Genomic DNA, 25,733 nt, shown 5'->3' on the forward strand with positions numbered 1-25,733 from the left:
AGGGGAATAGGGACATGACGGAACTCTGGGTCGAGCGCACCGGCTCGCGCCGCTACACCGGCTACAGCTCACGCGGCGCGCAGGTACTCATCGGTTCCGAGGACGTCGACGGGGTATTCACGCCCGGCGAGCTGCTCAAGATCGCACTCGCCGCGTGCAGCGGGATGGCCAGCGACCAGCCGCTGGCCCATCGCCTCGGCGCCGACTACCAAGCGGTGGTCAAGGTATCGGGTGCGGCCGACCGCGACCAGGAGCGCTATCCGCTGCTTGAGGAGATCCTCGAGCTCGACCTGTCGAGCTTGAGCCGGGACGACAAGGAGCGCCTGCTGGTGGTTGTCAACCGAGCCGTCGACTTGGTGTGCACCGTCGGGCGCACCCTGAAATCGGGAACCAACGTCGCATTCGAGATCGCCGATGTCGGATCCTGACACGCGGCTGACGGCCTGGGTGCAGGGGCGCGTCCAGGGAGTCGGTTTCCGCTGGTGGACCCGCTGCCGGGCGCTGGAGTTGGGTCTCACCGGTTATGCGGCCAACCACGCCGACGGCCGGGTGCTGGTGGTCGCCGAGGGGCCGCGGGATGCCGGCGAAACGCTGCTGCAGCTGTTGCGGGGCGGCGGCACGCCCGGACACGTGGACAAGGTCGTCGCCGACTGGTCGCAGGCCTCGGAGCAATTCAGCGGATTCGACGAGCGGTGATCAGAAGCGCGGCGAAGCCGGGCGCGCCGGGTCACTGCCATCTGATCCAGCGGTAATCTGGCCCCTCGTGTACCTCAAGAGTCTGACGCTGAAGGGCTTCAAATCCTTCGCGGCGTCGACGACTCTACGTTTTGAGCCGGGCATCACCGCCGTCGTCGGACCCAACGGTTCCGGCAAATCGAACGTGGTCGATGCCCTGGCGTGGGTGATGGGCGAGCAGGGGGCAAAGACGCTGCGCGGCGGCAAGATGGAAGACGTAATCTTCGCCGGCACCTCGTCGCGCGCGCCGCTGGGCCGCGCTGAAGTCACCGTCACGATCGACAACTCCGATAGCGCGCTGCCGATCGAGTACTCCGAGGTGTCGATCACTCGGCGGATGTTCCGCGACGGGGCCAGCGAATACGAAATCAACGGCAGCAGTTGCCGTTTGATGGATGTCCAGGAGTTGTTGAGCGACTCCGGCATCGGCCGCGAGATGCACGTCATTGTCGGGCAGGGCAAGCTCGACGAAATCCTGCAGTCGCGGCCCGAGGATCGCCGTGCCTTCATCGAAGAGGCCGCGGGCGTGCTCAAGCATCGCAAGCGCAAGGAAAAGGCCGTCCGCAAACTCGACGCGATGGCGGCGAACCTGGCCCGGCTCACCGACTTGACCACCGAACTGCGGCGTCAACTCAAACCGTTGGGTCGCCAAGCCGAGGTGGCTCGACGCGCGGCGACCATCCAGGCCGATCTGCGCGATGCCCGGCTGCGGCTGGCCGCCGACGACCTGGTGAGCCGGCGTGCGGAGCGAGAGGCCATCTACGAGGCTGAGGCCGCGATGCGTCGCGAGCACGACGAGGCGGCCGACCGGCTATCGGTGGCTTCCGACGAGTTGGCGGCGCATGAGGAGGCGCTCGCCAAGCTGTCGGTGCGGGCCGAGTCGGTTCAGCACACCTGGTTCGGCCTGTCCGCCCTGGCCGAACGGGTCGGTGCCACGGTGCGGATCGCCACCGAACGCGCCCACCACCTCGACGTCGAGCCAGTGACCAGCAGCGACACCAACCCCAGAAAACCCGAGGAGCTGGAAGCCGAAGCCGAGCAGGTCGCCGGCGCCGAGCAGCAGCTGCTCGCGGAGCTGGCCGCGGCGCGCACTCGCCTCGACGTTGCCCGCGCGGAATTGGCGGACCGCGAGCGCCAGGCCGCCGAGGCCGACAGGGCTCACCTCGCCGCCGTCCGCGCCGAGGCGGACCGGCGCGAGGGCCTGGCTCGGCTGGCCGGCCAGGTGGAGACCATGCGGGCGCGGGTCGAATCGATCGATGACAGCGTCGCCCGGCTGTCCGAGCGGATCGAGCAAGCCGCTGCGCGCGCCGAGCAGACTCGCGCGGAGTTTGAAAGCGTGCAGGGCCGGGTCGGTGAACTGGATCAGGGCGAGGTCAGCCTCGATGAACACCACGAGCGGACGGTCGCCGCGCTGCGGTCGGCCGACGCCCGCGTCGCCGAGCTGCAGTCCGCCGAACGCGACGCCGAACGCCAGGTGGCTTCGTTGCGCGCCCGCATCGATGCGCTGTCGGTGGGAATGGAACGCAAGGACGGCGCGGCGTGGCTCGCCCGGAATCACAGTGGCACAGGGCTTTTCGGATCGGTCGCGCAGCTGGTGAAGGTGCGCTCAGGATATGAGGCGGCGCTGGCGGCGGTGCTCGGCCTGGCGGCCGACGCATTGGCCGCCGACAGCTTTGGCGCGGCCAGTGCCGCGGTCGCCGCCCTCAAGCAGGCCGACGGAGGTCGAGCGGCGCTGGTTCTGAGCGACTGGCCGGCGCCAGCCGAACCCAGGCCGGCCGCCCTAGCGGGCGGTGCCTTGTGGGCGCTGGACCTGATCGAGGCGCCGCCCCGGCTGCGGGGCGCCATGATCGCCATGCTTTCGAATGTCGTGGTGGTCAACGACCTTTCCGAGGCGCTCAATCTGGTGGCCGCGCGCCCCGGGTTGCGCGCGGTCACGCGCGACGGTGACCTACTGGGCGCCGGCTGGGTAAGCGGTGGCTCGGACCGCAAACTGTCCACGCTTGAGATCACGTCGGAAATCGAAAAGGCGCGCAGCGAGCTGGCCAACGCCGAGGCGCAGGTCGCTCAACTGAGCGCGGCGCTGTCCGGTGCACTCACCGAGCAGGCGGCCCGTCAGGACTCCGCCGAGCAGGCGCTGGCCGCGCTCAACGAATCCGACACCGCCATTTCGGCGATGTACGAGCAGCTGGGCCGGCTCGGGCAAGAAGCGCGCGTGGCCGACGAAGAGTGGAGGCGGTTGCTGCAGCAGCGCGCGGAATTGGAAGCCGGACGTGCACAGACCCTCGAGGAGGTCGTCGAACTCGAGGCGCGGCTGCGCAACGCCCAGGAGACCCAGCATGTGCAAGACGCCGAGCCCAGTCCAGCAGAGGCTCGCCAGGCGCTCGCCGCCGCCGCCGAAACCGCCCGCGGCGTCGAAGTGGAGGCCCGGTTGGCGGTGCGCACCGCTGAGGAGCGCGCGAACGCGGTGCGCGGGCGGGCGGATTCGCTGCGCCGCGCGGCCGCGGCCGAACGCGAGGCACGGGTGCGCGCCGAACAGGCGCGAGCCGCTCGGGTGCGTGCGGCCGCGGTGGCCGCGGCGGTCGCCGACGCCGGGCGCCTGTTAGCCGGGCGGTTGAACCGGGTAGTGGATTCGGCGTCCAGACTGCGCGACGAGCTGGCTGCCGAGCGCCAGCTTAGGTCGACGGCGATGGCGGCCGTCCGCGAAGAGGTGCACACGCTGAGCGCACGAGTGGCTGCCCTCACCGATTCCCTGCACCGCGACGAGGTGGCAAACGCCCAGGCAGCGTTGCGAATTGAGCAGCTCGAGCAGATGGTGCTGGAGCAGTTCGGCATGGCGCCGGCCGACCTGGTCGCCGAATACGGTCCTCACGTTGCACTAGCGCCCACCGAACTTGAGATGGCCGAGTTCGAGCAGGCCCGCGAGCGCGGCGAGCAGGTGATCGCGCCGGCCCCGATGCCGTTCGACCGGCCCACCCAGGAGCGCCGGGCCAAACGCGCCGAGCGTGAGCTGGCCGAGCTGGGCCGGGTCAATCCGTTGGCCCTGGAGGAGTTTGCTGCGTTGGAGGAGCGCTACAACTTCCTGGCCACTCAGCTCGAAGATGTCAAGGCCGCGCGCAAGGACCTGCAGGACGTCATCGCCGACGTCGACGCCCGCATCCTGCAAGTGTTCAGTGACGCGTTCGTCGATGTCGAGCGCGAATTCCGGCAGGTGTTCGCGTCGCTGTTCCCCGGCGGGGAAGGCCGGCTGCGGCTGACCGAGCCCGACGACATGCTCACCACCGGTATCGAGGTGGAGGCGCGTCCGCCCGGCAAGAAGGTCACCCGGTTGTCGTTGCTCTCCGGCGGTGAGAAGGCACTGACGGCGGTGGCGATGCTGGTAGCGATATTCCGGGCCCGCCCGTCGCCGTTCTACATCATGGACGAGGTGGAGGCCGCGCTCGACGACATGAACCTGCGCCGGCTTATCGGACTGTTCGAACAGCTACGGGATCGGTCGCAGCTGATCATCATCACGCACCAAAAGCCGACGATGGAAGTCGCCGACGCGCTCTATGGCGTGACGATGCAGAACGACGGCATCACCGCGGTCATCTCGCAGCGGATCCGCGGTCAGCAGGTGGATCGGCTGGTCGCTAGCTCCTCGTAGGTGCCCGGCGCCCCGAGCCCCCGATGTACTTGGAAGGATTGTCAGCGTGTCGGAAGGTCTGTGGATTGCCATCGCGGTCATTGCCGCCCTGGTTGTCATCGCCGCGCTGGTCTTTGGCCTGGTGCGCTACCGCCGGCGCCGGATCAGCCTGTCGGGCCGGCCCGACACCGATGTGGTCGATCGCTCCGGTGGTTACACCGCCTCATCCGGCATCACGTTCAGCCAGACACCAGTGGTCGAGCCGGGCCTGCCCGCCGTCGGCGACGATGCGACCATTCCTCACGACGCGCCCAAGCGCACCATCTCAGACGTCCACCTGCCCGAGGTTGAGCCGGAGCCCGAGGCCCCTGAGATACCCGAGGCCCCTGAGATACCCGAGGCCCCTGAGATAGCGGCCATCGCGCCGACCGAAGGCCGATTGGAACGGCTGCGTGGACGTCTGGCCCGATCGCAGACCGCACTCGGGCGCAGCGTGCTGGGACTGATTGGCGGCGGCGACCTAGACGAGGACTCCTGGCAGGACGTCGAAGACACCCTGCTGGTCGCCGACCTCGGCCCGGTCGTCACCGAGTCCGTGGTGTCGCAGCTGCGCAGCCGGCTGGCCAGCGGCAATGTCCGCACCGAGGCCGACGCTAGGGCGGTGCTGCGTGACGTCTTGATCAAGGAGCTGAAGCCCGGCATGGACCGCTCGATCCGCGCCCTGCCGCATGCCGACCATCCGTCGGTGCTACTGATCGTCGGCGTCAACGGCACCGGAAAAACCACCACGACCGGCAAGCTGGCCCGTGTGTTGGTCGCCGATGGGCGCCGGGTCGTGCTCGGCGCCGCCGACACCTTCCGCGCCGCGGCCGCCGATCAACTGCAAACCTGGGCGTCGCGGGTGGGCGCAGAGGTGGTGCGTGGGGCCGAAGGCGCCGACCCGGCATCGGTGGCCTTCGACGCGGTCGACAAGGGCATCGCGGCGGGAGCCGACGTCGTGGTCATCGACACCGCGGGCCGGCTGCACACCAAAGTCGGGCTGATGGACGAGCTGGACAAGGTCAAGCGCATAGTGAGCCGCCGCGCCTCTGTTGATGAGGTGTTGTTGGTGCTCGATGCCACTATTGGGCAGAACGGACTGGCGCAGGCCAGGGTGTTTGCCGAGGTTGTCGACATCACCGGCGCGGTGCTCACCAAGCTGGACGGAACGGCCAAGGGCGGCATCGTTTTCCGCGTCCAACAAGAACTCGGGGTGCCGGTGAAGCTGGTCGGACTCGGCGAAGGGCCCGACGATCTGGCGCCGTTCGAGCCCGCCGCCTTTGTGGACGCCCTGCTCGGCTGATCTGGACGGTGGCGACCCGCTGCGCCCAGCTGGTTGCGCTTGCGATCGCCACGGCCGTCTTGCGAACCCCACCAGCTCTTACACAGGGAGTTTTACGTTAATCCCCACGAAACATTGCTGCCCCATTTGCGCAACAACTTATGCGCATGGTTCTGGATCAGGTCGCCAGTCATGAATCTGGGGGCCGCCCAACGCTGACTGGAGGTGATAGCGAGTGAGTGACTTCCCGGTTATGGGTGTGCCCAATACGGGCGACACCGCCTGGATGTTGGCAAGTTCCGCGCTCGTGCTGCTGATGACGCCGGGCCTGGCGTTTTTCTACGGCGGCATGGTGCGTGCCAAGAGTGTGCTGAACATGATCATGATGAGCGTCAGCGCGATGGGCGTCATAACGGTGCTGTGGGTGCTCTACGGCTATTCGATGGCCTTCGGTAGTGACACCGGCAATGTCGTCGGCAACCCAACCCAGTTCTGGGGCTTGAAGGGGCTGATCGGCGGCAACGGCGCCGACGCGACCGCCACGGCCGCGGCATCGCACATCCCGCTCGTGGGCACCTTGCCGGCGACCGTGTTCGTGGCATTCCAGCTGATGTTCGCCATCATCACCGTCGCCCTGATCTCGGGTTCGGTGGCCGACCGGCTGAAGTTCAGCGCTTGGTTGATTTTCGCCGGGCTGTGGGCGACGGTGGTCTACTTCCCCGTGGCGCACTGGGTGTTCTCCTTCGACGGTGTCGTCGCCGAGAAGGGCGGCTGGATCGCCAACAAGCTGCACGCGATTGACTTCGCCGGCGGTACCGCGGTCCACATCAACGCCGGTGTGGCTGGCTTGATGCTCGCGATCGTGCTGGGCAAGCGCCGGGGTTGGCCCACGACACTGTTCCGGCCGCACAATCTGCCGTTCGTGATGCTCGGCGCCGGGCTGCTGTGGTTTGGCTGGTACGGATTCAACGCCGGATCGGCGACCAGCTCCAACGGCGCTGCCGGGTCGACCTTCATCACCACCACGGTAGCTACGGCCGCGGCCATGCTCGGCTGGCTGCTCACCGAGCGCATTCGCGACGGCAAGGCCACGACGCTGGGCGCCGCGTCGGGCATCGTCGCCGGACTGGTTGCCATCACGCCGTCCTGCTCGTCGGTCAACGTGCTGGGCGCGTTGGCGGTGGGCGTGTCGGCCGGTGTGCTGTGTGCGCTGGCGGTCGGGCTGAAATTCAGGTTTGGCTTTGACGACTCGCTCGACGTGGTCGGCGTGCACCTGGTCGGTGGCCTGGTGGGCACGCTGCTGGTGGGCCTGCTTGCCGCACCCGAGAGCGTGGCCATCAACGGCGTGGCTGGGGTGTCCAAGGGTTTGTTCTACGGTGGTGGTTGGGCTCAGCTGGAACGGCAGGCCATCGGCGCCTTCAGCGTGCTCATCTACTCCGGCGTTGTCACGCTTATCCTGGCGCTTATCCTGAAGTACACGATTGGGCTGCGTCTGGGTGCGGAGCAGGAATCCGCGGGCATCGACGAGTCTGAGCACGCCGAGAGCGGCTACGACTTCGCGGTCGCCAGCGGTGCCGTTCTTCCCCGTGCCAGCCTGTCGGACAGCATAAACGGCCTGACGGAGCGTGTGGGCGAGAAAGTGGAGGCGGAATAGAAATGAAGCTGATCACCGCGATCGTAAAGCCGTTCACCCTCGACGACGTCAAGACCAGCCTCGAAGACGCCGGAGTCCTGGGGATGACGGTCAGCGAAATCCAGGGCTACGGGCGGCAGAAGGGCCACACCGAGGTCTACCGGGGTGCCGAATATTCCGTCGATTTCGTGCCGAAGGTTCGCATCGAGGTCGTTGTCGACGATTCCATCGTCGACAAGGTCGTGGACAGCATTGTCCGGGCGGCGCGGACCGGCAAGATCGGCGACGGCAAGGTGTGGGTCAGCCCGGTGGACACCATCGTGCGGGTGCGCACCGGTGAACGCGGACCCGACGCGTTGTGAGAAGAATCGCGAGAATAGCCCGGTGTGACACGGCATCGGCCTAATCCGACCGAAAGCGCCCGCGCGGCAGTCGATTTGGCTGCCGCGCGGCGCGCTCTGTTGGCCGCTGAAGGTTCAGACGTGCCGCCCGCCGAGCTGCGGCAGGCGATGCTGGATCTACACGAGTCCTGGCTCACCGCCAAGGCGGCCGAAATCGGGATCACCGAGGACAGCGGCTTCGCGCTCGTCGGTGTCGGCGGGCTGGGTCGTCGTGAGCTGCTGCCGCATTCGGACCTGGATCTGGTGCTATTGCACGACGGCAAGTCTGCCAACGTGCTGGGTGAGGTTGCCGACAAATTGTGGTATCCGTTGTGGGACGCCAACATTCGGCTTGACCACAGCGTGCGCACAGTCAGCGAGGCGTTAGGTACCGCCAACTCCGATATGACGGCCGCGCTAGGCATGTTGGAAGCCCGCCACATCGCCGGTGAAGAGCGGCTGTCGACCGAACTGATCGGCGGGGTGCGACGGCAGTGGCGCAGCGGAATTCGTTCCCGGATGGACGAACTCGTCGAAATGACGCACGCCCGCTGGCTGCGCTTGGGCCGGATCGCGCACCGCGCCGAGCCCGACCTCAAATCGGGTCGCGGCGGCCTGCGTGACGTCCAGTTGCTCAACGCGCTGGCGCTGGCTCAGCTCATCGACCGCCATGGCATGGCTAGCGCGGACCTGCCGGCCGGTTCGCTGGACAGTGCGTACCTCACCTTGCTCGATGTGCGCACCGAATTGCACTGGGTGTCGGGTCGCGGCCGCGATCAGCTGCTGGCCCAGTTCGCCGACGAGATCAGCGCCGCCTTGGGGGTCGGTGACCGATTCGACCTGGCGCGCATGCTGTCAGACGCGGGTCGCACCATCAGTTACCACGCCGTGACCGGCCTGCGGACGGCCGTCAACGCACTGCCGCGGCGCGGCATCTCGGCCTTGGTGCGACGGCCTAGGCGGCGGCCCCTGGACGAGGGTGTCGTCGAGTACGCGGGCGAAATCGTGCTTGCCCGCGACGCCCAGCCCGAAAACGATCCCGGCCTGGTGCTGCGCGTGGCCGCCGCATCGGCCGACACCGGTGTCCCTATCGGCGCGGCGACGCTGAGTCGGTTGGCCGACGACGCCCCGGCATTGCCCATTCCCTGGCCGCGTGAGGCGTTGGACGACCTGCTGGTGGTGCTGCTGGCCGGCCCGACCGCGGTGCCAACCATTGAAGCGCTCGACCGCACCGGGTTGTGGGGTCAGCTGTTGCCGGAGTGGGAGGCGATCCGCGATCTTCCACCCCGCGACGTGTCCCACAAATGGACCGTGGACCGTCATGTCATCGAAACCGCGGTCAATGCGGCGCCGCTGACGACCCGCGTGGCGCGTCCCGATTTGCTTGCCCTGGGCGCCCTGCTGCACGACATCGGTAAGGGTCGGGGTACCGATCACAGCGTGTTGGGGGCCGAGTTGGTCCGGCAGATCGGCGAACGGCTGGGCATGGCGCCGCCAGACATCGAGACGCTCGCCAAAATGGTCCGCCATCACCTGCTGTTGCCGGCAACCGCCACCCGAAGCGACCTGAAAGACCCCAAGACCATCGAGGTCGTCGCCGAGGCGCTAGGCGGTGACCCGCAATTGCTTGAACTGCTGCACGCACTGACCGAGGCCGACTCGAAGGCCACCGGACCCGGGGTGTGGAGCGACTGGAAGGCGTCGCTGGTGGAAGAGCTGGTGCGTCGCTGCCGGATGGTGATGGCAGGGGAGCCGCTGCCGCAGGCCGAACCCACTGCGCCGCACTATCTTTCGTTGGCGGGCGACCACGGGGTCCATGTGGAGATCAAGCCGGACCAGAGCGAACGCATTCATGCGGTGATGGTGGCGCCCAACGAACGGGGACTGGTGTCGAAGGCCGCCGCCGTGCTGGCCCTGAACTCGTTGCGGGTGCATTCGGCGACGGTCAATATCCACCACGGCGTCGCGATCACGGAGTTTGTGGTGTCGCCGCTATTTGGTTCGCCGCCCGCGGTCGACCTGCTGCGTCAGCAGTTCGTGGGTGCCCTGCATGGCGACATCGACGTCCTCGACATGCTCGAGAAGCGGGACAGCGAGGCCGCCAGCTCTGCGTCCGCACGCGCCGGAGAGGTGCAGGTGGGGGTGCCCGTCACGCGCTCGACCGCCCCACCCCGCATCCTGTGGCTCAACACCGACACACCAGGCCAGCTGATCCTGGAAGTGCGTGCAATGGATCGCACCGGTCTGCTCGCACTGCTGACCCGGGCGATGGAGCGTGCCCAAGCAGACATCGTTTGGGCTAAGGTCAACACCTTTGGATCGACCGCCGCGGACGTGTTCTGTGTGACGGTGCCCGCCGATTGCGACGCCCGAATCGCGGTGGAGAAGCACCTCTTGGCCGTGTTGGGCGCCCGCGCAGATGTATTAGTCGACGAGCCCGTCGGCGATTAGTCCTGTTCAGCGTTGAGCCGCCGCACGGCGTCGATGCGTGCTTTGAGCTGGTCACGGGTCGCCGCGGCGATCGGAGGGCCCCCGCAACGGCGACGTAGTTCGTTATGGATCCATCCGTGTGGTTTGCCGGTGCGGTGGTGAGCTATCGACACCAACGTGTTGAGTTCGCGGCGCAGCTCGCGGAGTTGGCCGTGGGTGGTTAGCGGCGGGGGTGCCGTCTGACCGGCGGCTGCGCGCTTCTGCAGCTGCTCGTCCTGGCGTCGATGCAGCAGGGCGCGCATCTGCTCGGCATCGAGCAACCCGGGGATGCCGAGGTAGTCGGCCTCTTCCTCGCTTCCAGCGGGTGCGGCGGTGCCGAACGACGATCCATCGAAGATGACCTGGTCCAGTTCGGCGTCGGCTCCCAGCGATGTGAAGCCCTTCTCCGCGTCGCTCGGCTCGGTTTGGGTTCTGTTGGCCGGATCGCCGTCGAGGGGGTCATCCATCGGTTCCCGATGCGGTTTGCCGAGCACATGGTCGCGTTGGGCCTCGAGCTCACTGGCGAGCTGCAACAGGTTTGGCACCGACGGCAGGAAGATGCTCGCCGTTTCGCCCGGCCGGCGCGACCTGACGAACCGGCCGATGGCTTGTGCGAAGAACAGCGGCGTCGAGGCGCTGGTGGCGTATATCCCGACCGCAAGTCGGGGCACGTCGACGCCTTCCGACACCATGCGCACCGCAACCAGCCACCGGCCGGTACTCGCGGCGAATTCGGTGATGCGGGCCGATGATCCCGGGTCGTCGGAGAGCACGACCGTTGGTGCTTCGGAAGTCAGCTTTTTCAGCAAGGCGGCATATGCGCGGGCCGCGGTCCGGTCGGAGGCGATGATCATGCCGCCGGCGTCGGGCACGTGCGTACGCAGCTGGCGTAGCCGCTGATCGGCGGCGGTGATCACCGCCGGCATCCACTCGCCGGCGGGATCGAGCGCGGTGCGCCACGCTCGTGCGGTCTGTTCGGCGGACAGTGGCTCGCCAAGGCGCGCCTCGTGCTCTTCGCCGGCGCTGTCCCGCCAGCGCGCCTGCCCGGAGTAGGCGAGGAACACCACCGGCCGGACCACGCCGTCAGCGAGCGCTTCGGCGTAGCCGTAGGTGTGGTCGGCCCGCGAACGCTGCACTCCGTCGGAGTCGGGCTGGTAGGTAACGAATGGGATGGGGCTGTCGTCGCTGCGAAATGGCGTGCCGGTCAGCGCGAGCCGGCGGGTGGCGTCGCTGAATGCTTCGCGGATGGCGTCGCCCCACGTCTTGGCGTCACCGCCGTGGTGGATCTCGTCGAAGACCACCAAGGTCTTGCGTTGCTCGGTGCGCACCCGGTGCAGCGTCGGATGCGCAGCGACCTGAGCATAAGTGACGACGACGCCGTGGTACTCCGGCGACGTCTGAGGATTGGAATTGGAAAACCTCGGGTCAAGGGACAGACCGTGCCGTCCGGCCGCCTGGGCCCACTGGATCTTCAGGTGCTCGGTCGGCACGACGACCGTGACCTGCTCGACGGCGCGGTGGCCGAGCAGTTCGGCCGCGACGCGCAGGGCGAATGCTGTTTTCCCGGATCCGGGGGTCGCCACGGCCAGGAAATCTCGCGGCTCGGTGCCGAGGTACTTGACTAACGCCCGGCGCTGCCAGCCGCGGAGCTGCATCGACAACAGATCCCCCCATAGCTGTCCGGCGTCAGTGCGGCTGTGAAATGTAGCATGGCAACGCATTTCGGCACAGTTGCGACACATGCGCCGAAACTCAAACCGGGGCGACGTGTGCCGGCGTGTCTTCGCCGCTGCGTCAGTGTCGCGGACCGACTCGTCCGACTCTGCGGTTCCACTAGGCCTGATGGTGGTGACCCGCTTCGCCCGGCTTCGCCGCGCTCGCGATCACCACTAGGCCTGATGGTGGTGACCCGCTTCGCCCGGCTGGGACATCGCCTGCCGCGTCCGCGGCAGCACCACTAGGCCTGATGGTGGTGACCCGCTTCGCCCGGCTGGGACATCGCCTGCCGCGTCCGCGGCAGCACCACTAGGCTGGCGGGCGTGTTTGAATCGCTGTCCGACCGGTTGACCGCCGCCCTTCAGGGGCTGCGCGGCAAGGGCCGACTTACCGACGCCGATATCGATGCCACCACCCGCGAAATCAGGCTGGCGCTGCTGGAAGCCGACGTTTCGCTGCCGGTGGTTCGGGCGTTCGTGCACCGGATCAAGGAACGCGCCCGTGGTGCCGAGGTGTCGGGTGCGCTCAACCCGGCGCAACAGGTCGTCAAGATCGTCAACGATGAGCTCATCGGCATCCTCGGCGGCCAGACCCGCGAGCTGGTGTTCGCGAAGACACCGCCGACGGTGGTGATGCTCGCCGGCCTGCAAGGCTCCGGTAAGACGACGCTCGCTGGCAAATTGGCCGCACGGCTCAAAGGCCAGGGGCATACGCCGCTGCTGGTGGCCTGCGACCTGCAGCGGCCGGCCGCGGTGAATCAGCTGCAGATAGTTGGCGAGCGTGCCGGTGTGCCAGTGTTCGCACCGCACCCCGGCGCCTCGCCCGAGTCCGGACCCGGTGACCCCGTCGCCGTCGCCGCGGCGGGGCTCGCCGAAGCCCGGGCCAAACACTTCGACGTCGTCATCGTCGACACCGCCGGACGGCTGGGTATCGACGAAGAGCTGATGGCCCAGGCCGCGGCCATCCGCGATGCCGTCAATCCCGATGAGGTGCTGTTCGTCCTGGACGCGATGATCGGCCAGGATGCCGTCACCACCGCTCAGGCGTTCGGTGACGGCGTCGGATTCACCGGTGTGGTTCTGACCAAGCTCGACGGTGACGCCCGCGGTGGTGCCGCCTTGTCGGTCCGTGACGTGACCGGTGTTCCCATCCTCTTCGCCTCCACCGGCGAGAAGTTGGAGGACTTCGACGTCTTCCACCCGGACCGGATGGCCAGCCGCATCCTGGGCATGGGCGATGTGCTGAGCCTGATCGAACAGGCCGAGCAGGTCTTCGACGCTCAGCGGGCCGAAGAAGCTGCCGCCAAGATCGGCGCCGGCGAGCTGACGCTGGAAGATTTCCTGGAGCAGATGCTCGCGGTGCGCAAGATGGGGCCGATCGGCAACCTGCTGGGCATGCTGCCCGGTGCCGGGCAGATGAAGGAGGCGCTGGCCGAGGTCGACGACAAACAACTCGACCGGATCCAAGCCATCATCCGCGGGATGACGCCCGAAGAGCGGGCCGACCCCAAGATCATCAACGCGTCGCGGCGGCTGCGTATCGCCAACGGCTCGGGCGTGACGGTGTCCGAGGTCAACCAGCTCGTTGACCGCTTTTTCGAAGCACGCAAGATGATGTCGTCCATGCTCGGCGGCATGGGAATACCAGGCCTGGGGCGCAAGTCTGCGACACGAAAGTCCAAGGGGGGCAAAGGTAAGAAGGGCAAGAAGGGCGCACGAGGCCCGACGCCGCCCAAAGTCAAGAACCCATTGGGGCCGGGTATGGCCGGCGTCCCGGGCATGGCCGGCCTACCTGGCGGGTTTCCCGATCTGTCGCAGATGCCGGAAGGTCTCAACGAGCTACCGCCCGGGTTGGCTGACTTCGATCTGTCCAAGCTGAAGTTCCCGGGCAAGAATTAACCGTGCCGTGCGCCTGCACGTGCGAGGTCGGGGGCTTCCCGACGAGACGGCGATCGAACTGTGGGTCGTCGACGGCCGCATCAGCACGGGGCCGGTGGCGGGCGCGGACACCGTCTTTGACGGCGGCTGGATTCTGCCCGGATTGGTGGACGCCCACTGTCACGTCGGGTTGGGCCAGCATGGCGCCATCGAACTCGACGAGGCGATCGCTCAGGCCAGGACCGAACGCGACGTCGGCGCCCTGCTGTTGCGCGACTGCGGCTCTCCGACGGATACCCGCAGCCTCGACGATCATGAAGACCTGCCGCGCATCATCCGGGCTGGCAGGCATCTGGCCAAACCCAAGCGCTATATCGCCGGTTTTGCCGTCGAGATCGAGGACGAATCGCAGCTGCCGGCCGCCGTGGCCGAGCAGGCGCGGCGCGGCGATGGCTGGGTCAAACTGGTCGGCGACTGGATCGACCGCGAGATCGGTGATCTCGCTCCTCTGTGGTCCGGCGACGTCCTCAAGTCCGCGATCGATGCCGCACACTCCCATGGGGCACGCGTCACCGCACACGTCTTCAGTGAGGACGCGCTACCCGGACTGATCACCGCCGGTATCGACTGCATCGAGCACGGCACCGGGCTCACCGACGAGACCATCGCCCTGATGCTCGGCCACGGCACCGCGTTGGTCCCCACGCTGATCAACCTGGAGAACTTTCCGGGCATCGCCGACGCCGCGGGGCGCTACCCGACCTACGCGGCCCACATGCGCGACCTCTATGCCCGCGGCTATCGGCGGATCGCCGCGGCGCGGGAGGCGGGCGTGCCGGTCTACGCCGGCACCGACGCCGGCAGCACGATCAAACACGGACGGATCGCCGACGAGGTTGAGGCCCTCAAGAGCATCGGCATGAGTCCCACCGAGGCGCTGGGCGCGGCGTGCTGGGATGCCCGGCGCTGGCTGGGCCGGCCCGGCCTGGACGACGGGGCCCCGGCTGATCTCTTGTGCTACACCGAGGATCCGCGGCACGGGCCCGGTGTGCTGAACCAGCCCGATCTCGTGATCCTGCGCGGCAAGGTGTTTCGCACCTAGCCTCGTCAGCGATCGCAAGCGCGGTGAAGCCGGGCGCAGCGGGTCGCTGCGTTTCTAGCCGCGTCAGCGATCGCAAGCGCGGTGAAGCCGGGCGCAGCGGGTCGCTGCGTTTCTAGCCGCGTCAGCGATGGCAAGTGCGGTGAAGCCGGGCGCAGCGGGTCGCTGCGTTTCTAGCCGCGTCAGCGATGGCAAGTGCGGTGAAGCCGGGCGCAGCGGGTCGCTGCGTTTCTAGCCGCGTCAGCGATGGCAAGTGCGGTGAAGCCGGGCGCAGCGGGTCGCTGCGCATCTAGCCTGCCGCGCGGGGTGCCGGCAACGCGGTTACGATCGCGGAATGGCGTTGGCCAACGGCGCGATTTTTGCCGGTTACACCGTTGTGCGGATGCTGGGTTCCTCGGCGACGGGCCAGGTCTACCTCGTCCAGCATCCGGGATCACCGGGCTGGCAGGCGCTGAAGGTGCTTCCGCTGGTGATGTCGGCCGACGACGAATTCCGTGGGCGATTCCAGCAGGAGACGGCCATCGCCGCAAATCTCTATCACCCCAACATCTTGGAGGTCCATGACCGCGGCGAGTTCGACGGACAGCTTTGGATCGCCATGGACTACGTCGACGGCATCGACGCCGTGCAGCTCATGGCCAATCGGTTCCCCGCTGTCTTGCCGGTCGGCGAGGTGCTCTCCATCGTCACAGCGGTGGCCGAAGCTCTCGATTACGCCCACCAGCGGGGACTGCTACATCGTGATGTCAAGCCGGCAAACATCGTGCTGACAAATCCCGGGGCAGGCGAACCACGGATTCTCTTGGCCGACTTCGGGATGGCGCGCCGACTCGGCGGCCCCGACGGCGGGGCCGCCTACCCCGCGCCGGAACAACTGATGGGCGCACCGGGCGACGGACGCGCCGACCAGTACGCGCTGGCGGCCACGACGATGCACTTGCTCACCGGTGCGCCGCCGGTCGATAGTGCCGATGCCGCGCCGCCGCCGCTCAGCGTTGTGCGCCCGGACCTGGCACGCCTGGACGGCGCGCTATCCAAAGCGCTTGCCAACCAACCCGCTGACCGCTTCGGCAGCTGCCGCGAATTCGCCGCCACGCTCGCCGAACGAGCTGGTATCGCGATCGGTGACCGCAGTTCCGACGCCATCGCGACCATTGAGGACGCGGCGCCCGTGTACGTGGTGGACTACCCGGCTTACGACTGGCCGGAGATCGCGCACATCAAAGAACAAGGCGCCCCGGACCCGCCACCGCCGGCCGCGACCCCGAAACGGCGCGGCACGATCCTGCAGTCGGCAGCCGCGGCGTTGGCTCGGCGCTTGGACGAGTTTTCCACCGAGACCAAGGAATCCGCGGCGCCGAGGCGGCTTAACACGCGTCGGATCGTCGTCGGCCTCGCAGCGGCGTTGCTGCTCGTTGGCCTGTTCGCCGTCGGCATCACCATCGGGCGAGAGACGAGCACGACCTCCACGCGGGCGAGCAGTCCCGCGACAAGCGCAGCGGCCGTGCCCAGCGCCCCCACGACCACCGCCCTGGGCGCCCCGCCGGTACCACTCGACGGTACGTACCGCATCGAGGTCCAACGTTCCAAACAGACGTTTGACTACACCCCGACCCCCCAACCGCCGGACGTGAACACCTGGTGGGCAATCCGGTCGTCCTGCACGCCCACGGGGTGCCTCGCCGCGGCAAGAATGCTCGATGACAACGATCACACACTGCCGAAACCAGGCGTTCGTCCGTTAGTCATGGAGTTCGGCGACCGCCAGTGGCGGACCCGGCCCGAAACGGTGCAGTTCGCCTGCGTCGGGCGCAACGGTGTGGCGAGTACTCAGACCACGACGCAGGTACTGTCGCTGCGTCCGCAACCGGAGGGCGATCTCGTCGGTGAGATGGTCGTCACCGTGGAAACCAATGAGTGCAATCAACAGTTCGCCGTCATCCGGATCCCGGCGGTGGCAAGCCGCAGCGGCGATGTGCCGCCGTCGGTCGCCATGCCGGACCCGGCGCAAGTTCCCGCAACGTCCCCGGCTAACCCATCGCAATCCTCCACAGCCAATCCAACACCGCCGTCCACAACGGCGTCGGGCCCCGGTCGCTGATAGAACCTGACCAGCACTTTCAGTCGAGAAGCAGCGCATCCGAATAAAAAGATTGCGAGCGATCACTATCTATGTTAGGTTCGTTGCAACCTGGCCACATGGAGGAAACCGTGACTTACGACGTGATCATTCGCGACGGGCTGTGGTTCGACGGCACCGGCAGCGCGCCGCACACCCGCACGCTGGGTATTCGCGACGGCGTGGTAGCCACGGTGTCGGCGACGCCGCTCGACGAGACGGGCTGCCCGGAGGTGATCGATGCGGCGGGGAAGTGGGTCGTTCCCGGCTTCATCGACGCGCACACACACTACGACGCCGAGATCCTGCTCGACCCCGGACTGCGGGAGTCGGTGCGCCACGGGGTCACCACGGTGCTGCTGGGCAACTGCTCGCTGTCGACGGTCTACGCCAAGTCCGAAGACGCCGCCGACCTGTTCAGCCGGGTGGAAGCGGTGCCGCGCGAATTCGTCTTCGGCGCCCTGGAAAGCCGCAAGACGTGGTCGACGGCCGCGGAGTACATCCAGGCGATCAATGCCTTGCCCCTTGGGCCGAATGTGAGCTCGCTGCTTGGTCATTCGGACTTGCGCGCTGCGGTGCTGGGACTCGACCGCGCCACCGACGACGCCGTCCGACCCACCGATGCCGAACTGGACAAGATGGCGAAACTGCTCGACGAGGCACTCGATGCCGGTCTGCTCGGTATGTCCGGGATGGACTCGGCGATCGACAAGCTCGACGGCGACCGCTTTCGGTCCCGTGCGCTGCCGTCCACCTTCGCGACCTGGCGCGAGCGGCGCAGGCTGATCAAGGTGTTGCGTAAGCGCGGCCGGATTCTGCAGAGCGCGCCCGACGTGGCCAGTCCGATGTCGGCGCTGATGTTCTTCTTGACCAGCAGCCGGATACTCAACCGCCGCAAGGGTGTTCGGATGAGTCTGCTGGTCTCTGCGGATGCCAAGGCGATGCCGCTTGCGGTGTACGTCTTCGGGCTCGGCACTCGGGTGCTCAACAAGCTGCTGGGCTCTGCTGTGCGTTTCCAGCACCTGCCCGTGCCATTCGAGTTGTACTCCGATGGAATCGATTTGCCGGTCTTCGAAGAGTTCGGCGCCGGAACGGCGGCCCTTCATCTGCGAGACCAATTGGAGCGCAACGAGTTATTGGCCGATGAGCGCTACCGCCGGGAGTTCCGACGTGAGTTCGACCGCATCAAACTTGGACCGTCGTTGTGGCATCGCGACTTCCATGACGCGGTGATCGTCGAATGCCCCGATAAGTCGTTGATCGGCAAGAGCTTTGGGAAAATTGCCGACGAGCGCGGATTGCACCCGCTCGACGCGTTCCTGGATGTGCTGGTGGAAAACGGGGAGCGCAACGTGCGGTGGACAACCACCGTCGCCAACCACCGGCCCAAGCAGCTCAACAAGCTCGCCGCCGAGCCGAGCGTGCACATGGGCTTCTCCGATGCCGGAGCGCACCTGCGGAATATGGCGTTCTACAACTTCGGGTTGCGTCTGCTCAAGCGCACGTGGGACGCCCACCGGGCCGGGGCGCCGTTCTTGCCTGTCGAGCGGGCGGTGTATCGCCTGACCGGCGAATTGGCCGAATGGTTTGGCATCAACGCCGGCACCTTGCGCGTCGGCGACCGTGCGGACTTCGTGGTGATCGATCCGGCCTTCCTGGATGACTCGCTGGACGGCTACCACGAGGACGAGGTTTCGTTCTACGGGGGCTTGCGTCGCATGGTCAATCGCAACGACGCGACCGTGGTCGCCACCGGCGTGGGCGGCGCCGTGGTCTTCCGCGGAGGCGAGTTCGGAGGCCAGTTCCGCGAGGGTTACGGTCAAACGGTGAAGTCGGGCCGGTACCTGCGGGCAGGGGAGCGGCAGCAGCAGGTGGCCCTGAGCGTCGGAGCCTGAGATGGCCAGGACCCAGCAGGAACGGCGCGAGGAAACGGTCGGGCGGCTGCTCGAGGCCAGCATCGACACCATCATCGAGATGGGATACGCCAGGGCATCGGCTGCCGTGATCACCAGGCGCGCAGGGGTGTCCGTGGGGGCCCTGTTCCGCCACTTCGAGACGATGGGCGATTTCATGGCGGCAACGGCGTCCGAGGTGTTGCGTCGGCAGCTGGACACGTTCACCAAGCGTGTTGCCGAAATACCGGCAGACCGGCCGGCGCTGGACGCGGCCCTGGCCATCCTGCGGGACATCACCCGCGGACCCACCAACGCCGTGCTGTATGAGCTGATGATCGCCGCGCGCACCGACGACAAGCTCAAAGACACTTTGCGTCACGAGCTTGGGCAGTATTCCGCAAGGATTTGCGATGCCGCCCGGGCGTTGCCCGGCGCCGAGAGCATCCCGGAGGAGACATTTCCGGTCATCGTGGCGCTGCTGACCAACGTGTTCGACGGTGCTGCCGTGGTGGACGGGGTGCTGCCGCAACCAGAAATCGAGCAGCGGCGAATTCCGGTGCTGGCGGCGCTACTCACCGCAGCGTTTTTAGCGCGAGCAGACGCAAAAGCCCCCAATTTCCTGCGGAAATAGGGGCTTTTGCGTCTGCTCGCGGTACTAAAGGGAGCCGATGCTGGCCTGCGGGTTGAGCGCGAAGCCCCAGTCAAACAAGCTCGCGGCCTGATCCCAGTAAGTCGGTCCGCCCTCTTTCACCAGCCCGTACATCATCGCGATCACCAATCGGCGGCCCCCGTGGGCCGCGGCGCCGACAAACGTCTTACGCGCGGCGTTGGTGAAGCCCGTTTTGCCGCCGATTGCGCCCGGATACCGCTGCAGCAGCTCGTCCTGGTTGACGATCGGCTGATCACCGTTATCGCCGGGGAACATCGCCGAGGGCTCGGCGGTGATCTGCGCGAACTCCGGATTGGCCATGGCGGCCCGGAAAATGACCGCTAGGTCGTGTGCCGTCGACGCGCCAGAGCCGCCGGGGCCGTCCAGCCCGGATGGGGTCGCGGCGTGGGTGTTCGACGCGCCCAAGGCCGCGGCCTTGGCGTTCATCTTGCCCACGGCCACGTCCTGGCCGCCCAGCATGTGCGCCAGAGTGTTCGCGGCGTCGTTGCCCGAAACCAGCAGTAAGCCGTCGAGCAGTTGACGTGCGGTGTAGGTGCGGCCCGGCTTGACGCCGACGCAGTTGCACTCGACCTGGGTATCGGCGACGTCGGCGACGACAGTGGCGTCCAGGTTCAACTCGTCCAGGGCCACCAGCGCCAACAGCACCTTGATGGTGCTCGCGGGCGGGTGGGCCACATTCTGGTCGCGGCCGGCCAGCACCTGACCGCTGTCGAGGTCGGCCACGATCCAGGTCTGGGCCGGGCCGTCGGGGATCGGCACCGAGCCGGCGGGTTGTACATCGGTGTCTGCTGATGCGGTGCCCGCGCTGACGGCAGCGGCGATGAGCACCGCAGTGGCTGCGGCCAGGAGCGTTCGCATGGGCGCACAGTTTAGCGCTCCCGGCAGCAACGTCAGCCGCCCGACATTGCCCCGACCACTAGGACGCTGCTGATTTAGTGGCCCGGGTTTCGGCGTGCCTGACCGGGTTTGGCGCGGGTGTGCCATGAGGATCGGTGGGTGGCGTTGGGATGTGAGAATCGGCAGGGCCGGTTCGATGACGCGATGCTTCTGGTGGGTGATCAGTTGCCCGAGGGCAGCATCTATCGGCTGTTGGCCGAGCACGGCGGCGCGCTGTTCGGCGATGACTATTTCGCCGACTTGTTCAAGGCCTCGACGCGGGGCCGCCCGACTGTGCCGGCGCGCGTGGTGGCCACGGTGATGCTGTTGCAGGCCTACGAGGGCTTGTCGGATCGGGAAGCGTGTGACCGGCTGGCTTTCGACTTGCGTTGGAAGGCCGCTGCCGGGTTGACAGTGGGGGCGGAGGCTTTTCACCCCACGGTGCTCGTTGGGATGCGCAACCGGCTGCGGAAGTCCGATCGGCCGCGGCGGTTGTTCGATGACGTCAATACCACCGCCCAAGCGGCCGGGTTGTTACGGGGACGGCGGCGGGTGTTGGATTCCACCCCGTTGTTTGATGCGGTGGCCACTCAGGACACGGTGATCCAGTTGCGGGCCGCGATCCGCAAAGTACTGTCCGTGGCTGACCGGGCCGATCCTGCGTTGGCGGGTGCGGTGCGGCAGGTGCTGACCCGCGACGATGACTACGCCAGCCTGGGTAAGCCGCCGTGCGACTGGGACGACCCGAAAGCCCGAGAGTCGCTGGTGGATGCGCTGGCCCGCGATGCCCAGGCGGCGTTGGAGGTGCTGGATGGCCGCGAGTTGGACGGGCCGCTCGCCGAAGCCGCCCAGCTGCTGGGGTTGGTGGCCGGCCAAGACGTCGAGGCCGGCGAGGATGGGGTGTTTCGTATCGCCCGGCGGGTGGCCCGGGATCGGCTGATCTCCACCGTCGATGTCGAGGCCCGCCACGGGCACAAGTCACGGGCCCGTACCTTCGACGGTTACAAAAGTCACCTCAGTGTGGATCCGGATGAGGAGCTGATCACCAATGTGGCCATCACCGCGGCCAACACCGCCGATCGCGAGGTCATCGACGAGCTGCTGAACGAACCCGTCGCGGGCGCACCTGCCGATGCCGAATCGGACGATGACGATGACGACGGTAGCGACTCACAGAATGGTTCGGGGTCCAAAGGGTTTGAGGTGTATGGGGATTCGGCCTACGCCGGCGGGGCTACGCTGGATGAGCAGACCCAGCGGGGTCATGACATGCGCGCCAAAGTGCCTCCGGTGCGCAACGCCAACGGCTATTCCAAAGACCAGTTCAGGATTGATCTGGCCGGCCGCACCGTCACCTGCCCGGCTGATCACACCGTGAGCATCCGCGCTGGTGTGCGTCACCCCGTGGCGCGCTTCGGTGTGCTGTGTCAGTCGTGTCCGTTGCGGGCGGAGTGCACGAAGTCCCGTCGGGGGCGCGTGATCAGCATTCACCCGCGGGAAGCCGCGCTGCAGCACGCCAAAGCGCGCCAACGAGATCCGGCCTGGCAGCAGGACTACCGGACCTATCGGCCGGTGGTGGAACGCAAGATCAGCCACTTCACCCACCGCCCCTGGGGTGGCCGAAGAGCCCGCTGCCGCGGACACAAACGCATCCTGACCGACATCCTGGCCCGAGCCGGCGCCATCAACCTCGCCCGACTGGCCGCCCTGGGCCTACACCACGGAGCCGCGGGCTGGGCGATTGCCTGACCCCACCACCGACCGACCATCCAAGGGGTCAATTTTCAGATGCCGTCACGGGTCAGAATTCGGACGCCGTCGACGCCAACCCACCAGGGGCCATTACATCAGCGGCGTCCTAGCAACGGTTCGGCTCCCGTGGCGACCGCCTCGGGCAGCGGGTCGTCCGGTGAGTCGTGCGACAGATCCCGTTCACAGGCGAACAACCGGACAAACGCCCGGCGCTGTCCCGTCGAGCGATCGCGGATGGTGCCGCAGAGCACGGGATAGTGGCGCTCCAGCGTGTCGAGGACCGCGCGCTGGGTGACGGGCATGCCGACCGGCAGTGTCACGACGCCACCGACGTGGGCGAGGTTCCGCAAGTGGTAGGGCAGCACAACCTTGACTGCGACGGGATGTTCACTCAAGGGTCTGCACCTCCACGGAGAGCACCGCCGGAAGGTCACGCGCGATCGGCGCCCAGTTCTCCCCGGCGTTCGCCGAGGCGTATACCTGACCGGCGGTGGTGCCGAAGTATAGGCCGCACGGGTCTAACGAATCGACCGCCATTGCATCGCGCAGCACGTTGACGTAGCAGTGGCTCTGCGGCAGGCCGTCGGTTAGTGCCTCCCAGTCGTCTCCGCCCGTCCTGCTGCGGAAAACGCGCAGCTTGCCGTCCGGCGGGTAGTGCAGCGAGTCGCTGGTGATCGGCACTACATACACGGTGTCCGGCTCGTGGGCATGCACCGCGACCGGAAACCCGAAGTCGGTCGGCAGGTTGCCACTGACTTCGCGCCATGACTCGCCCGCGTCGTCGCTGCGCATCACGTCCCAGTGCTTCTGCATGAAGAGGACCTGCGGCCGGGCCGGATGCATCGCGATGCGGTGCACGCAGTGCCCGACCTCGGCGTCGGGATCGGGGATTCCCTCCGAACGCAGCCCCCGGTTGATCGGTCGCCAAGTTTTGCCGGCGTCGTCGCTGCGGAATGCCCCCGCCGCCGAGATCGCGGTGAACAGTCGGTCCGGGTCGTTCGGGTCCAGGATGATCGTGTGCAGGCACATCCCGCCGGCACCCGGCTGCCAGGACGGTGCGGAGGCGTGGCGTCGCAGCGCGGGCAGCTCCTGCCAGGTCTGGGCGCCGTCGGTGGTGCGGAACAGTCCGGCGTCCTCGACACCCGCGTACACCACGTCCGGATCGGTGGGTGAAGGCTCCAAGTGCCAGACGCGGGCAAACTCCCAGGGATGCGGGGTGCCGTCGTACCACTGGTGAGTGCCGGGCACCCCGTCGTAGTGGAACTCGTTGCCCACCGGGCGCCAGCTCGCACCGCCGTCGTCGGAACGCTGGATCAACTGTCCGAACCATGCCGTGGACTGCGACGCGTACAGCCGGTCGGGGTCGGCCGGCGAGCCGGCGACATGGTAGATCTCCCAGCCCGCGAAGTGCGGCCCTTGGATTTGCCAGTCCGCTCGGGTGCCGTCTGCGGTCAGGATGAACGCGCCTTTGCGCGTACCCACCAGCAGGCGTACTCCAGTCATGCGCGCTTCCTCCCAGACATGGATGGTGTCATGACGGTAGAGACCGACCGCAGACACCAAACTCATCGCTCGAACACCGCGGATCCGGGGCCGATCTGACGCGTGCCGAACCCAACCTCGGCTCCGCGATCGTGTTCAATCGAGCCATGTTGAGCCTGGCCGAAATTTCCGACCGCTTGGAAATCCAGCAGCTGCTGGTGGACTACTCCACCGCTATTGACTTGCGCCGATTCGACGATCTCGACAAGGTGTTCACCCCCGACGCCTATATCGACTATCGAGCCCTGGGCGGCATCGACGGCAAGTACCCCGAAGTCAAGCAATGGCTGTCACAGGTGCTGCCGAACTTCCCGGTGTATGCGCACATGTTGGGCAACTTTTCGGTCATCATCGACGGCGATACCGCGTCGTCGCGGGTGATCTGCTTCAACCCCATGGTGCTGGGCGGAGATAAAGAGCAGGTGCTGTTCTGCGGGCTCTGGTACGACGACGAGTTCGTACGCACCCCCGAAGGTTGGCGGATGACGCGCCGCGTCGAAACCAAGACCTTCCAGAAAGTGATTTAGGGGATTTCCGCGAGCAGCACCCGTTCTGGCACAATTGGCCGCTGTCCGCCAGGCGGGCCGTGCCCTTGGTCGGGGGCCGCCGGGCGGCGACACACGCGAGGCAAAACCGGATCCGGGCATCCCGCCCGGGTCGCTGAATTGCAGCGTGACACACACAGGAGAATTCGCTTAACCATGGCTGTGAAGATCAAGCTCACCCGGCTTGGCAAGATCCGCAATCCCCAGTACCGAATCGCCGTCGCCGACGCGCGCACGCGGCGCGACGGCCGTTCCATCGAAGTCATCGGCCGCTACCACCCCAAGGAAGAGCCGAGCCTCATCGAGATCAACTCCGAGCGCGCCCAGTACTGGCTCTCCGTTGGTGCCCAGCCCACCGAACCGGTCCTCAAGCTGCTGAAGATCACCGGCGACTGGCAGAAGTTCAAGGGCCTGCCCGGCGCTGAGGGCCGGTTGAAGGTCGCCCCGCCCAAGCCCAGCAAGCTCGATCTGTTCAACGCCGCGCTGGCGGCCGCCGAGGGCGGTCCCACCACCGAGGCCGCGAAGCCGAAGAAGAAGTCGCCGGCCAAGAAGGCCGCGAAGGCTGCAGAGGCCGCTCCGGGCGCCGAGGCCGAGAAGGCGGAGACGCCGGCCGAAGGCGGCGAGCAATCCGAGCCCAGCCAGCCGTCCCAGCCAGCTACCGAAAGCTGACCGGCGTCATGAGCACCGTCGTGGCCGACGCCGTCGAGCACCTCGTCCGCGGAATCGTCGACAACCCCGATGATGTCCGGGTGGACATGGTGACCAGTCGTCGCGGGCGCACCGTTGAAGTTCATGTCCACCCGGACGATCTGGGCAAAGTGATCGGGCGCGGGGGACGTACCGCGACCGCGCTGCGCACGCTGGTCGCCGGCATCGGCGGCCGCGGCATCCGCGTCGACGTGGTGGACACCGACCAGTAGCGGAACTCACTCTCATGGAGTTCCCATGGAGCTGGTAGTCGGGCGCGTGGTCAAGGCGCATGGCGTCAACGGCGAGATCGTCGTCGAGGTTCGCACCGACGATCCAGATAGCCGGTTTGCGCCGGGTACCACATTGCGTGCCAAGAGATCTCGCGGCGCCAGCCTACCCGGCGACGAAGAGCGCAGCTATGTCGTCGACGGTGCGCGTGATCATGGCGCACGGCTGCTGGTGCGATTGGTCGGAGTGACCGACCGCGACGCCGCGGACGCGCTGCGCGGCAGCCTGTTCGTCATCGACTCCGATGAGCTGCCTCCGATCGATGAGCCGGACACCTTTTACGACCATCAGCTCGAAGGACTGCGGGTCCGGACGACTGCTGGGCTCGACGTCGGCGTCGTCGCCGAGGTGTTGCACACGGCCGCCGGAGAGCTGTTGGCGGTCAAACGCGATGCGGGTGAGGTATTGGTGCCGTTCGTCAGCGCCATCGTCACGGCGGTGTCGTTGGACGACGGCATCCTCGTCGTCGACCCGCCCGAGGGCCTGCTGGATTTGACTTAG

21 protein-coding genes are annotated in these 25,733 nt (G+C 67.1%); 17 read left to right on the top strand and 4 right to left on the bottom strand.

The genetic code is table 11. The annotated features are described in order from the left end of the window. Nucleotides 1-14: 14 nt before the first annotated feature. The 7 genes from AADZ78_RS08505 to AADZ78_RS08535 all read left to right on the top strand — a co-directional run bounded on the left by AADZ78_RS08505 (nt 15) and on the right by AADZ78_RS08535 (nt 10,145). Entirely contained in the window at nt 15-428 is a 414-nt protein-coding gene (locus tag AADZ78_RS08505) for an OsmC family protein (RefSeq protein ID WP_085249932.1), read from the top strand. After that, a complete protein-coding gene (locus tag AADZ78_RS08510) occupies nt 415-696 on the top strand; it encodes an acylphosphatase (protein WP_085249933.1) in 282 nt (93 codons plus the stop codon). Before AADZ78_RS08505 ends, AADZ78_RS08510 begins: the two co-directional genes overlap by 14 nt. Nucleotides 697-763: 67 nt before the next feature. Next, on the top strand, nt 764-4,381 hold the full coding sequence (gene smc, locus AADZ78_RS08515) for a chromosome segregation protein SMC (RefSeq protein ID WP_085249934.1): 3,618 nt from the start codon (nt 764-766) through the stop codon (nt 4,379-4,381). A gap of 46 nt (nt 4,382-4,427) precedes the next feature. Continuing rightward, nucleotides 4,428-5,702, top strand: coding sequence for a signal recognition particle-docking protein FtsY (gene ftsY / locus AADZ78_RS08520; protein WP_085249935.1), 1,275 nt, complete (start codon nt 4,428-4,430; stop codon nt 5,700-5,702). 214 nt (nt 5,703-5,916) lie between these two features. Then, nucleotides 5,917-7,335, top strand: coding sequence for an ammonium transporter (locus tag AADZ78_RS08525; protein WP_139828626.1), 1,419 nt, complete (start codon nt 5,917-5,919; stop codon nt 7,333-7,335). A gap of 2 nt (nt 7,336-7,337) precedes the next feature. Next, a complete protein-coding gene (glnB, locus tag AADZ78_RS08530; protein WP_036354580.1) occupies nt 7,338-7,676 on the top strand; it encodes a nitrogen regulatory protein P-II in 339 nt (112 codons plus the stop codon). A 24-nt stretch (nt 7,677-7,700) separates the two neighbouring features. Next, entirely contained in the window at nt 7,701-10,145 is a 2,445-nt protein-coding gene (locus AADZ78_RS08535) for a [protein-PII] uridylyltransferase (protein WP_085249937.1), read from the top strand. Here AADZ78_RS08535 and AADZ78_RS08540 read toward each other — a convergent pair. After that, nucleotides 10,142-11,818: a DEAD/DEAH box helicase gene (locus AADZ78_RS08540; RefSeq protein ID WP_139828627.1), complete on the bottom strand. Its 1,677-nt coding sequence runs from the start codon at nt 11,816-11,818 to the stop codon at nt 10,142-10,144. The two genes, AADZ78_RS08535 and AADZ78_RS08540, sit on opposite strands and share 4 nt — an antisense overlap. Nucleotides 11,819-12,202: 384 nt before the next feature. On the opposite strand from AADZ78_RS08540, the gene ffh reads away from it, so the two are divergent. The 5 genes from ffh to AADZ78_RS08565 all read left to right on the top strand — a co-directional run bounded on the left by ffh (nt 12,203) and on the right by AADZ78_RS08565 (nt 19,500). Then, entirely contained in the window at nt 12,203-13,777 is a 1,575-nt protein-coding gene (gene ffh, locus AADZ78_RS08545) for a signal recognition particle protein (RefSeq protein WP_085249939.1), read from the top strand. Continuing rightward, nucleotides 13,773-14,858: a metal-dependent hydrolase family protein gene (locus AADZ78_RS08550; RefSeq protein ID WP_239655362.1), complete on the top strand. Its 1,086-nt coding sequence runs from the start codon at nt 13,773-13,775 to the stop codon at nt 14,856-14,858. The genes ffh and AADZ78_RS08550 overlap by 5 nt, the downstream gene beginning before the upstream one ends. Before the next feature lie 331 nt (nt 14,859-15,189). Beyond that, complete coding sequence (locus tag AADZ78_RS08555; RefSeq protein ID WP_085249941.1) at nt 15,190-16,956, top strand: serine/threonine-protein kinase; 1,767 nt, start codon at nt 15,190-15,192, stop codon at nt 16,954-16,956. 71 nt (nt 16,957-17,027) lie between these two features. Next, complete coding sequence (locus AADZ78_RS08560) at nt 17,028-18,869, top strand: N-acyl-D-amino-acid deacylase family protein (protein WP_085249942.1); 1,842 nt, start codon at nt 17,028-17,030, stop codon at nt 18,867-18,869. 1 nt (nt 18,870) lies between these two features. Next, nucleotides 18,871-19,500, top strand: a complete 630-nt coding sequence (locus AADZ78_RS08565) for a TetR/AcrR family transcriptional regulator (protein ID WP_085249943.1) — start codon at nt 18,871-18,873, stop codon at nt 19,498-19,500. Nucleotides 19,501-19,524: 24 nt separating this feature from the next. Here AADZ78_RS08565 and AADZ78_RS08570 read toward each other — a convergent pair whose 3' ends face one another. Next, nucleotides 19,525-20,397 (bottom strand): D-alanyl-D-alanine carboxypeptidase family protein, encoded by an 873-nt coding sequence (locus AADZ78_RS08570; RefSeq protein WP_085249944.1) that lies wholly within the window; start codon nt 20,395-20,397, stop codon nt 19,525-19,527. 138 nt (nt 20,398-20,535) lie between these two features. On the opposite strand from AADZ78_RS08570, the gene AADZ78_RS08575 reads away from it, so the two are divergent. Next, a complete protein-coding gene (locus AADZ78_RS08575) occupies nt 20,536-22,164 on the top strand; it encodes a transposase (protein WP_085250103.1) in 1,629 nt (542 codons plus the stop codon). A gap of 98 nt (nt 22,165-22,262) precedes the next feature. On the opposite strand, the gene AADZ78_RS08580 is transcribed toward AADZ78_RS08575, so the two are convergent. Next, nucleotides 22,263-22,562: a MoaD/ThiS family protein gene (locus tag AADZ78_RS08580; RefSeq protein WP_085250344.1), complete on the bottom strand. Its 300-nt coding sequence runs from the start codon at nt 22,560-22,562 to the stop codon at nt 22,263-22,265. Continuing rightward, complete coding sequence (locus tag AADZ78_RS08585; RefSeq protein ID WP_204903432.1) at nt 22,555-23,736, bottom strand: WD40/YVTN/BNR-like repeat-containing protein; 1,182 nt, start codon at nt 23,734-23,736, stop codon at nt 22,555-22,557. The genes AADZ78_RS08580 and AADZ78_RS08585 overlap by 8 nt, the downstream gene beginning before the upstream one ends. An 80-nt stretch (nt 23,737-23,816) precedes the next feature. Between AADZ78_RS08585 and AADZ78_RS08590 the strand changes: the two genes are divergently transcribed. The 4 genes from AADZ78_RS08590 to rimM all read left to right on the top strand — a co-directional run bounded on the left by AADZ78_RS08590 (nt 23,817) and on the right by rimM (nt 25,733). Then, entirely contained in the window at nt 23,817-24,236 is a 420-nt protein-coding gene (locus AADZ78_RS08590; RefSeq protein WP_085250343.1) for a nuclear transport factor 2 family protein, read from the top strand. Nucleotides 24,237-24,410: 174 nt separating this feature from the next. Beyond that, entirely contained in the window at nt 24,411-24,923 is a 513-nt protein-coding gene (gene rpsP, locus AADZ78_RS08595; RefSeq protein WP_085250342.1) for a 30S ribosomal protein S16, read from the top strand. An 8-nt stretch (nt 24,924-24,931) separates the two neighbouring features. After that, nucleotides 24,932-25,174, top strand: a complete 243-nt coding sequence (locus AADZ78_RS08600) for an RNA-binding protein (protein ID WP_085250341.1) — start codon at nt 24,932-24,934, stop codon at nt 25,172-25,174. A gap of 25 nt (nt 25,175-25,199) precedes the next feature. Further along, the gene (rimM, locus tag AADZ78_RS08605; RefSeq protein WP_085250340.1) at nt 25,200-25,733 is read left to right on the top strand and encodes a ribosome maturation factor RimM; all 534 of its coding nucleotides are present in this window, start codon (nt 25,200-25,202) and stop codon (nt 25,731-25,733) included.

Source organism: Mycobacterium riyadhense (assembly GCF_963853645.1).
GTDB classification, from domain to species: domain Bacteria; phylum Actinomycetota; class Actinomycetes; order Mycobacteriales; family Mycobacteriaceae; genus Mycobacterium; species Mycobacterium riyadhense.

Excerpts from the sequence above, each read along its gene's own strand:
- AADZ78_RS08505 (WP_085249932.1), top strand. The coding sequence starts at position 15 with ATGACGGAACTCTGGGTCGAGCGCACCGGCTCGCGCCGCTACACCGGC.
- AADZ78_RS08510 (WP_085249933.1), top strand. The coding sequence starts at position 415 with ATGTCGGATCCTGACACGCGGCTGACGGCCTGGGTGCAGGGGCGCGTC.
- glnB (WP_036354580.1), top strand. The coding sequence starts at position 7,338 with ATGAAGCTGATCACCGCGATCGTAAAGCCGTTCACCCTCGACGACGTC.
- AADZ78_RS08540 (WP_139828627.1), bottom strand. The coding sequence starts at position 11,818 with ATGCAGCTCCGCGGCTGGCAGCGCCGGGCGTTAGTCAAGTACCTCGGC.
- AADZ78_RS08555 (WP_085249941.1), top strand. The coding sequence starts at position 15,190 with ATGGCGTTGGCCAACGGCGCGATTTTTGCCGGTTACACCGTTGTGCGG.
- AADZ78_RS08560 (WP_085249942.1), top strand. The coding sequence starts at position 17,028 with ATGTTAGGTTCGTTGCAACCTGGCCACATGGAGGAAACCGTGACTTAC.
- AADZ78_RS08565 (WP_085249943.1), top strand. The coding sequence starts at position 18,871 with ATGGCCAGGACCCAGCAGGAACGGCGCGAGGAAACGGTCGGGCGGCTG.
- AADZ78_RS08570 (WP_085249944.1), bottom strand. The coding sequence starts at position 20,397 with ATGCGAACGCTCCTGGCCGCAGCCACTGCGGTGCTCATCGCCGCTGCC.
- AADZ78_RS08585 (WP_204903432.1), bottom strand. The coding sequence starts at position 23,736 with ATGAGTTTGGTGTCTGCGGTCGGTCTCTACCGTCATGACACCATCCAT.
- AADZ78_RS08590 (WP_085250343.1), top strand. The coding sequence starts at position 23,817 with ATGTTGAGCCTGGCCGAAATTTCCGACCGCTTGGAAATCCAGCAGCTG.
- rpsP (WP_085250342.1), top strand. The coding sequence starts at position 24,411 with ATGGCTGTGAAGATCAAGCTCACCCGGCTTGGCAAGATCCGCAATCCC.
- AADZ78_RS08600 (WP_085250341.1), top strand. The coding sequence starts at position 24,932 with ATGAGCACCGTCGTGGCCGACGCCGTCGAGCACCTCGTCCGCGGAATC.
- rimM (WP_085250340.1), top strand. The coding sequence starts at position 25,200 with ATGGAGCTGGTAGTCGGGCGCGTGGTCAAGGCGCATGGCGTCAACGGC.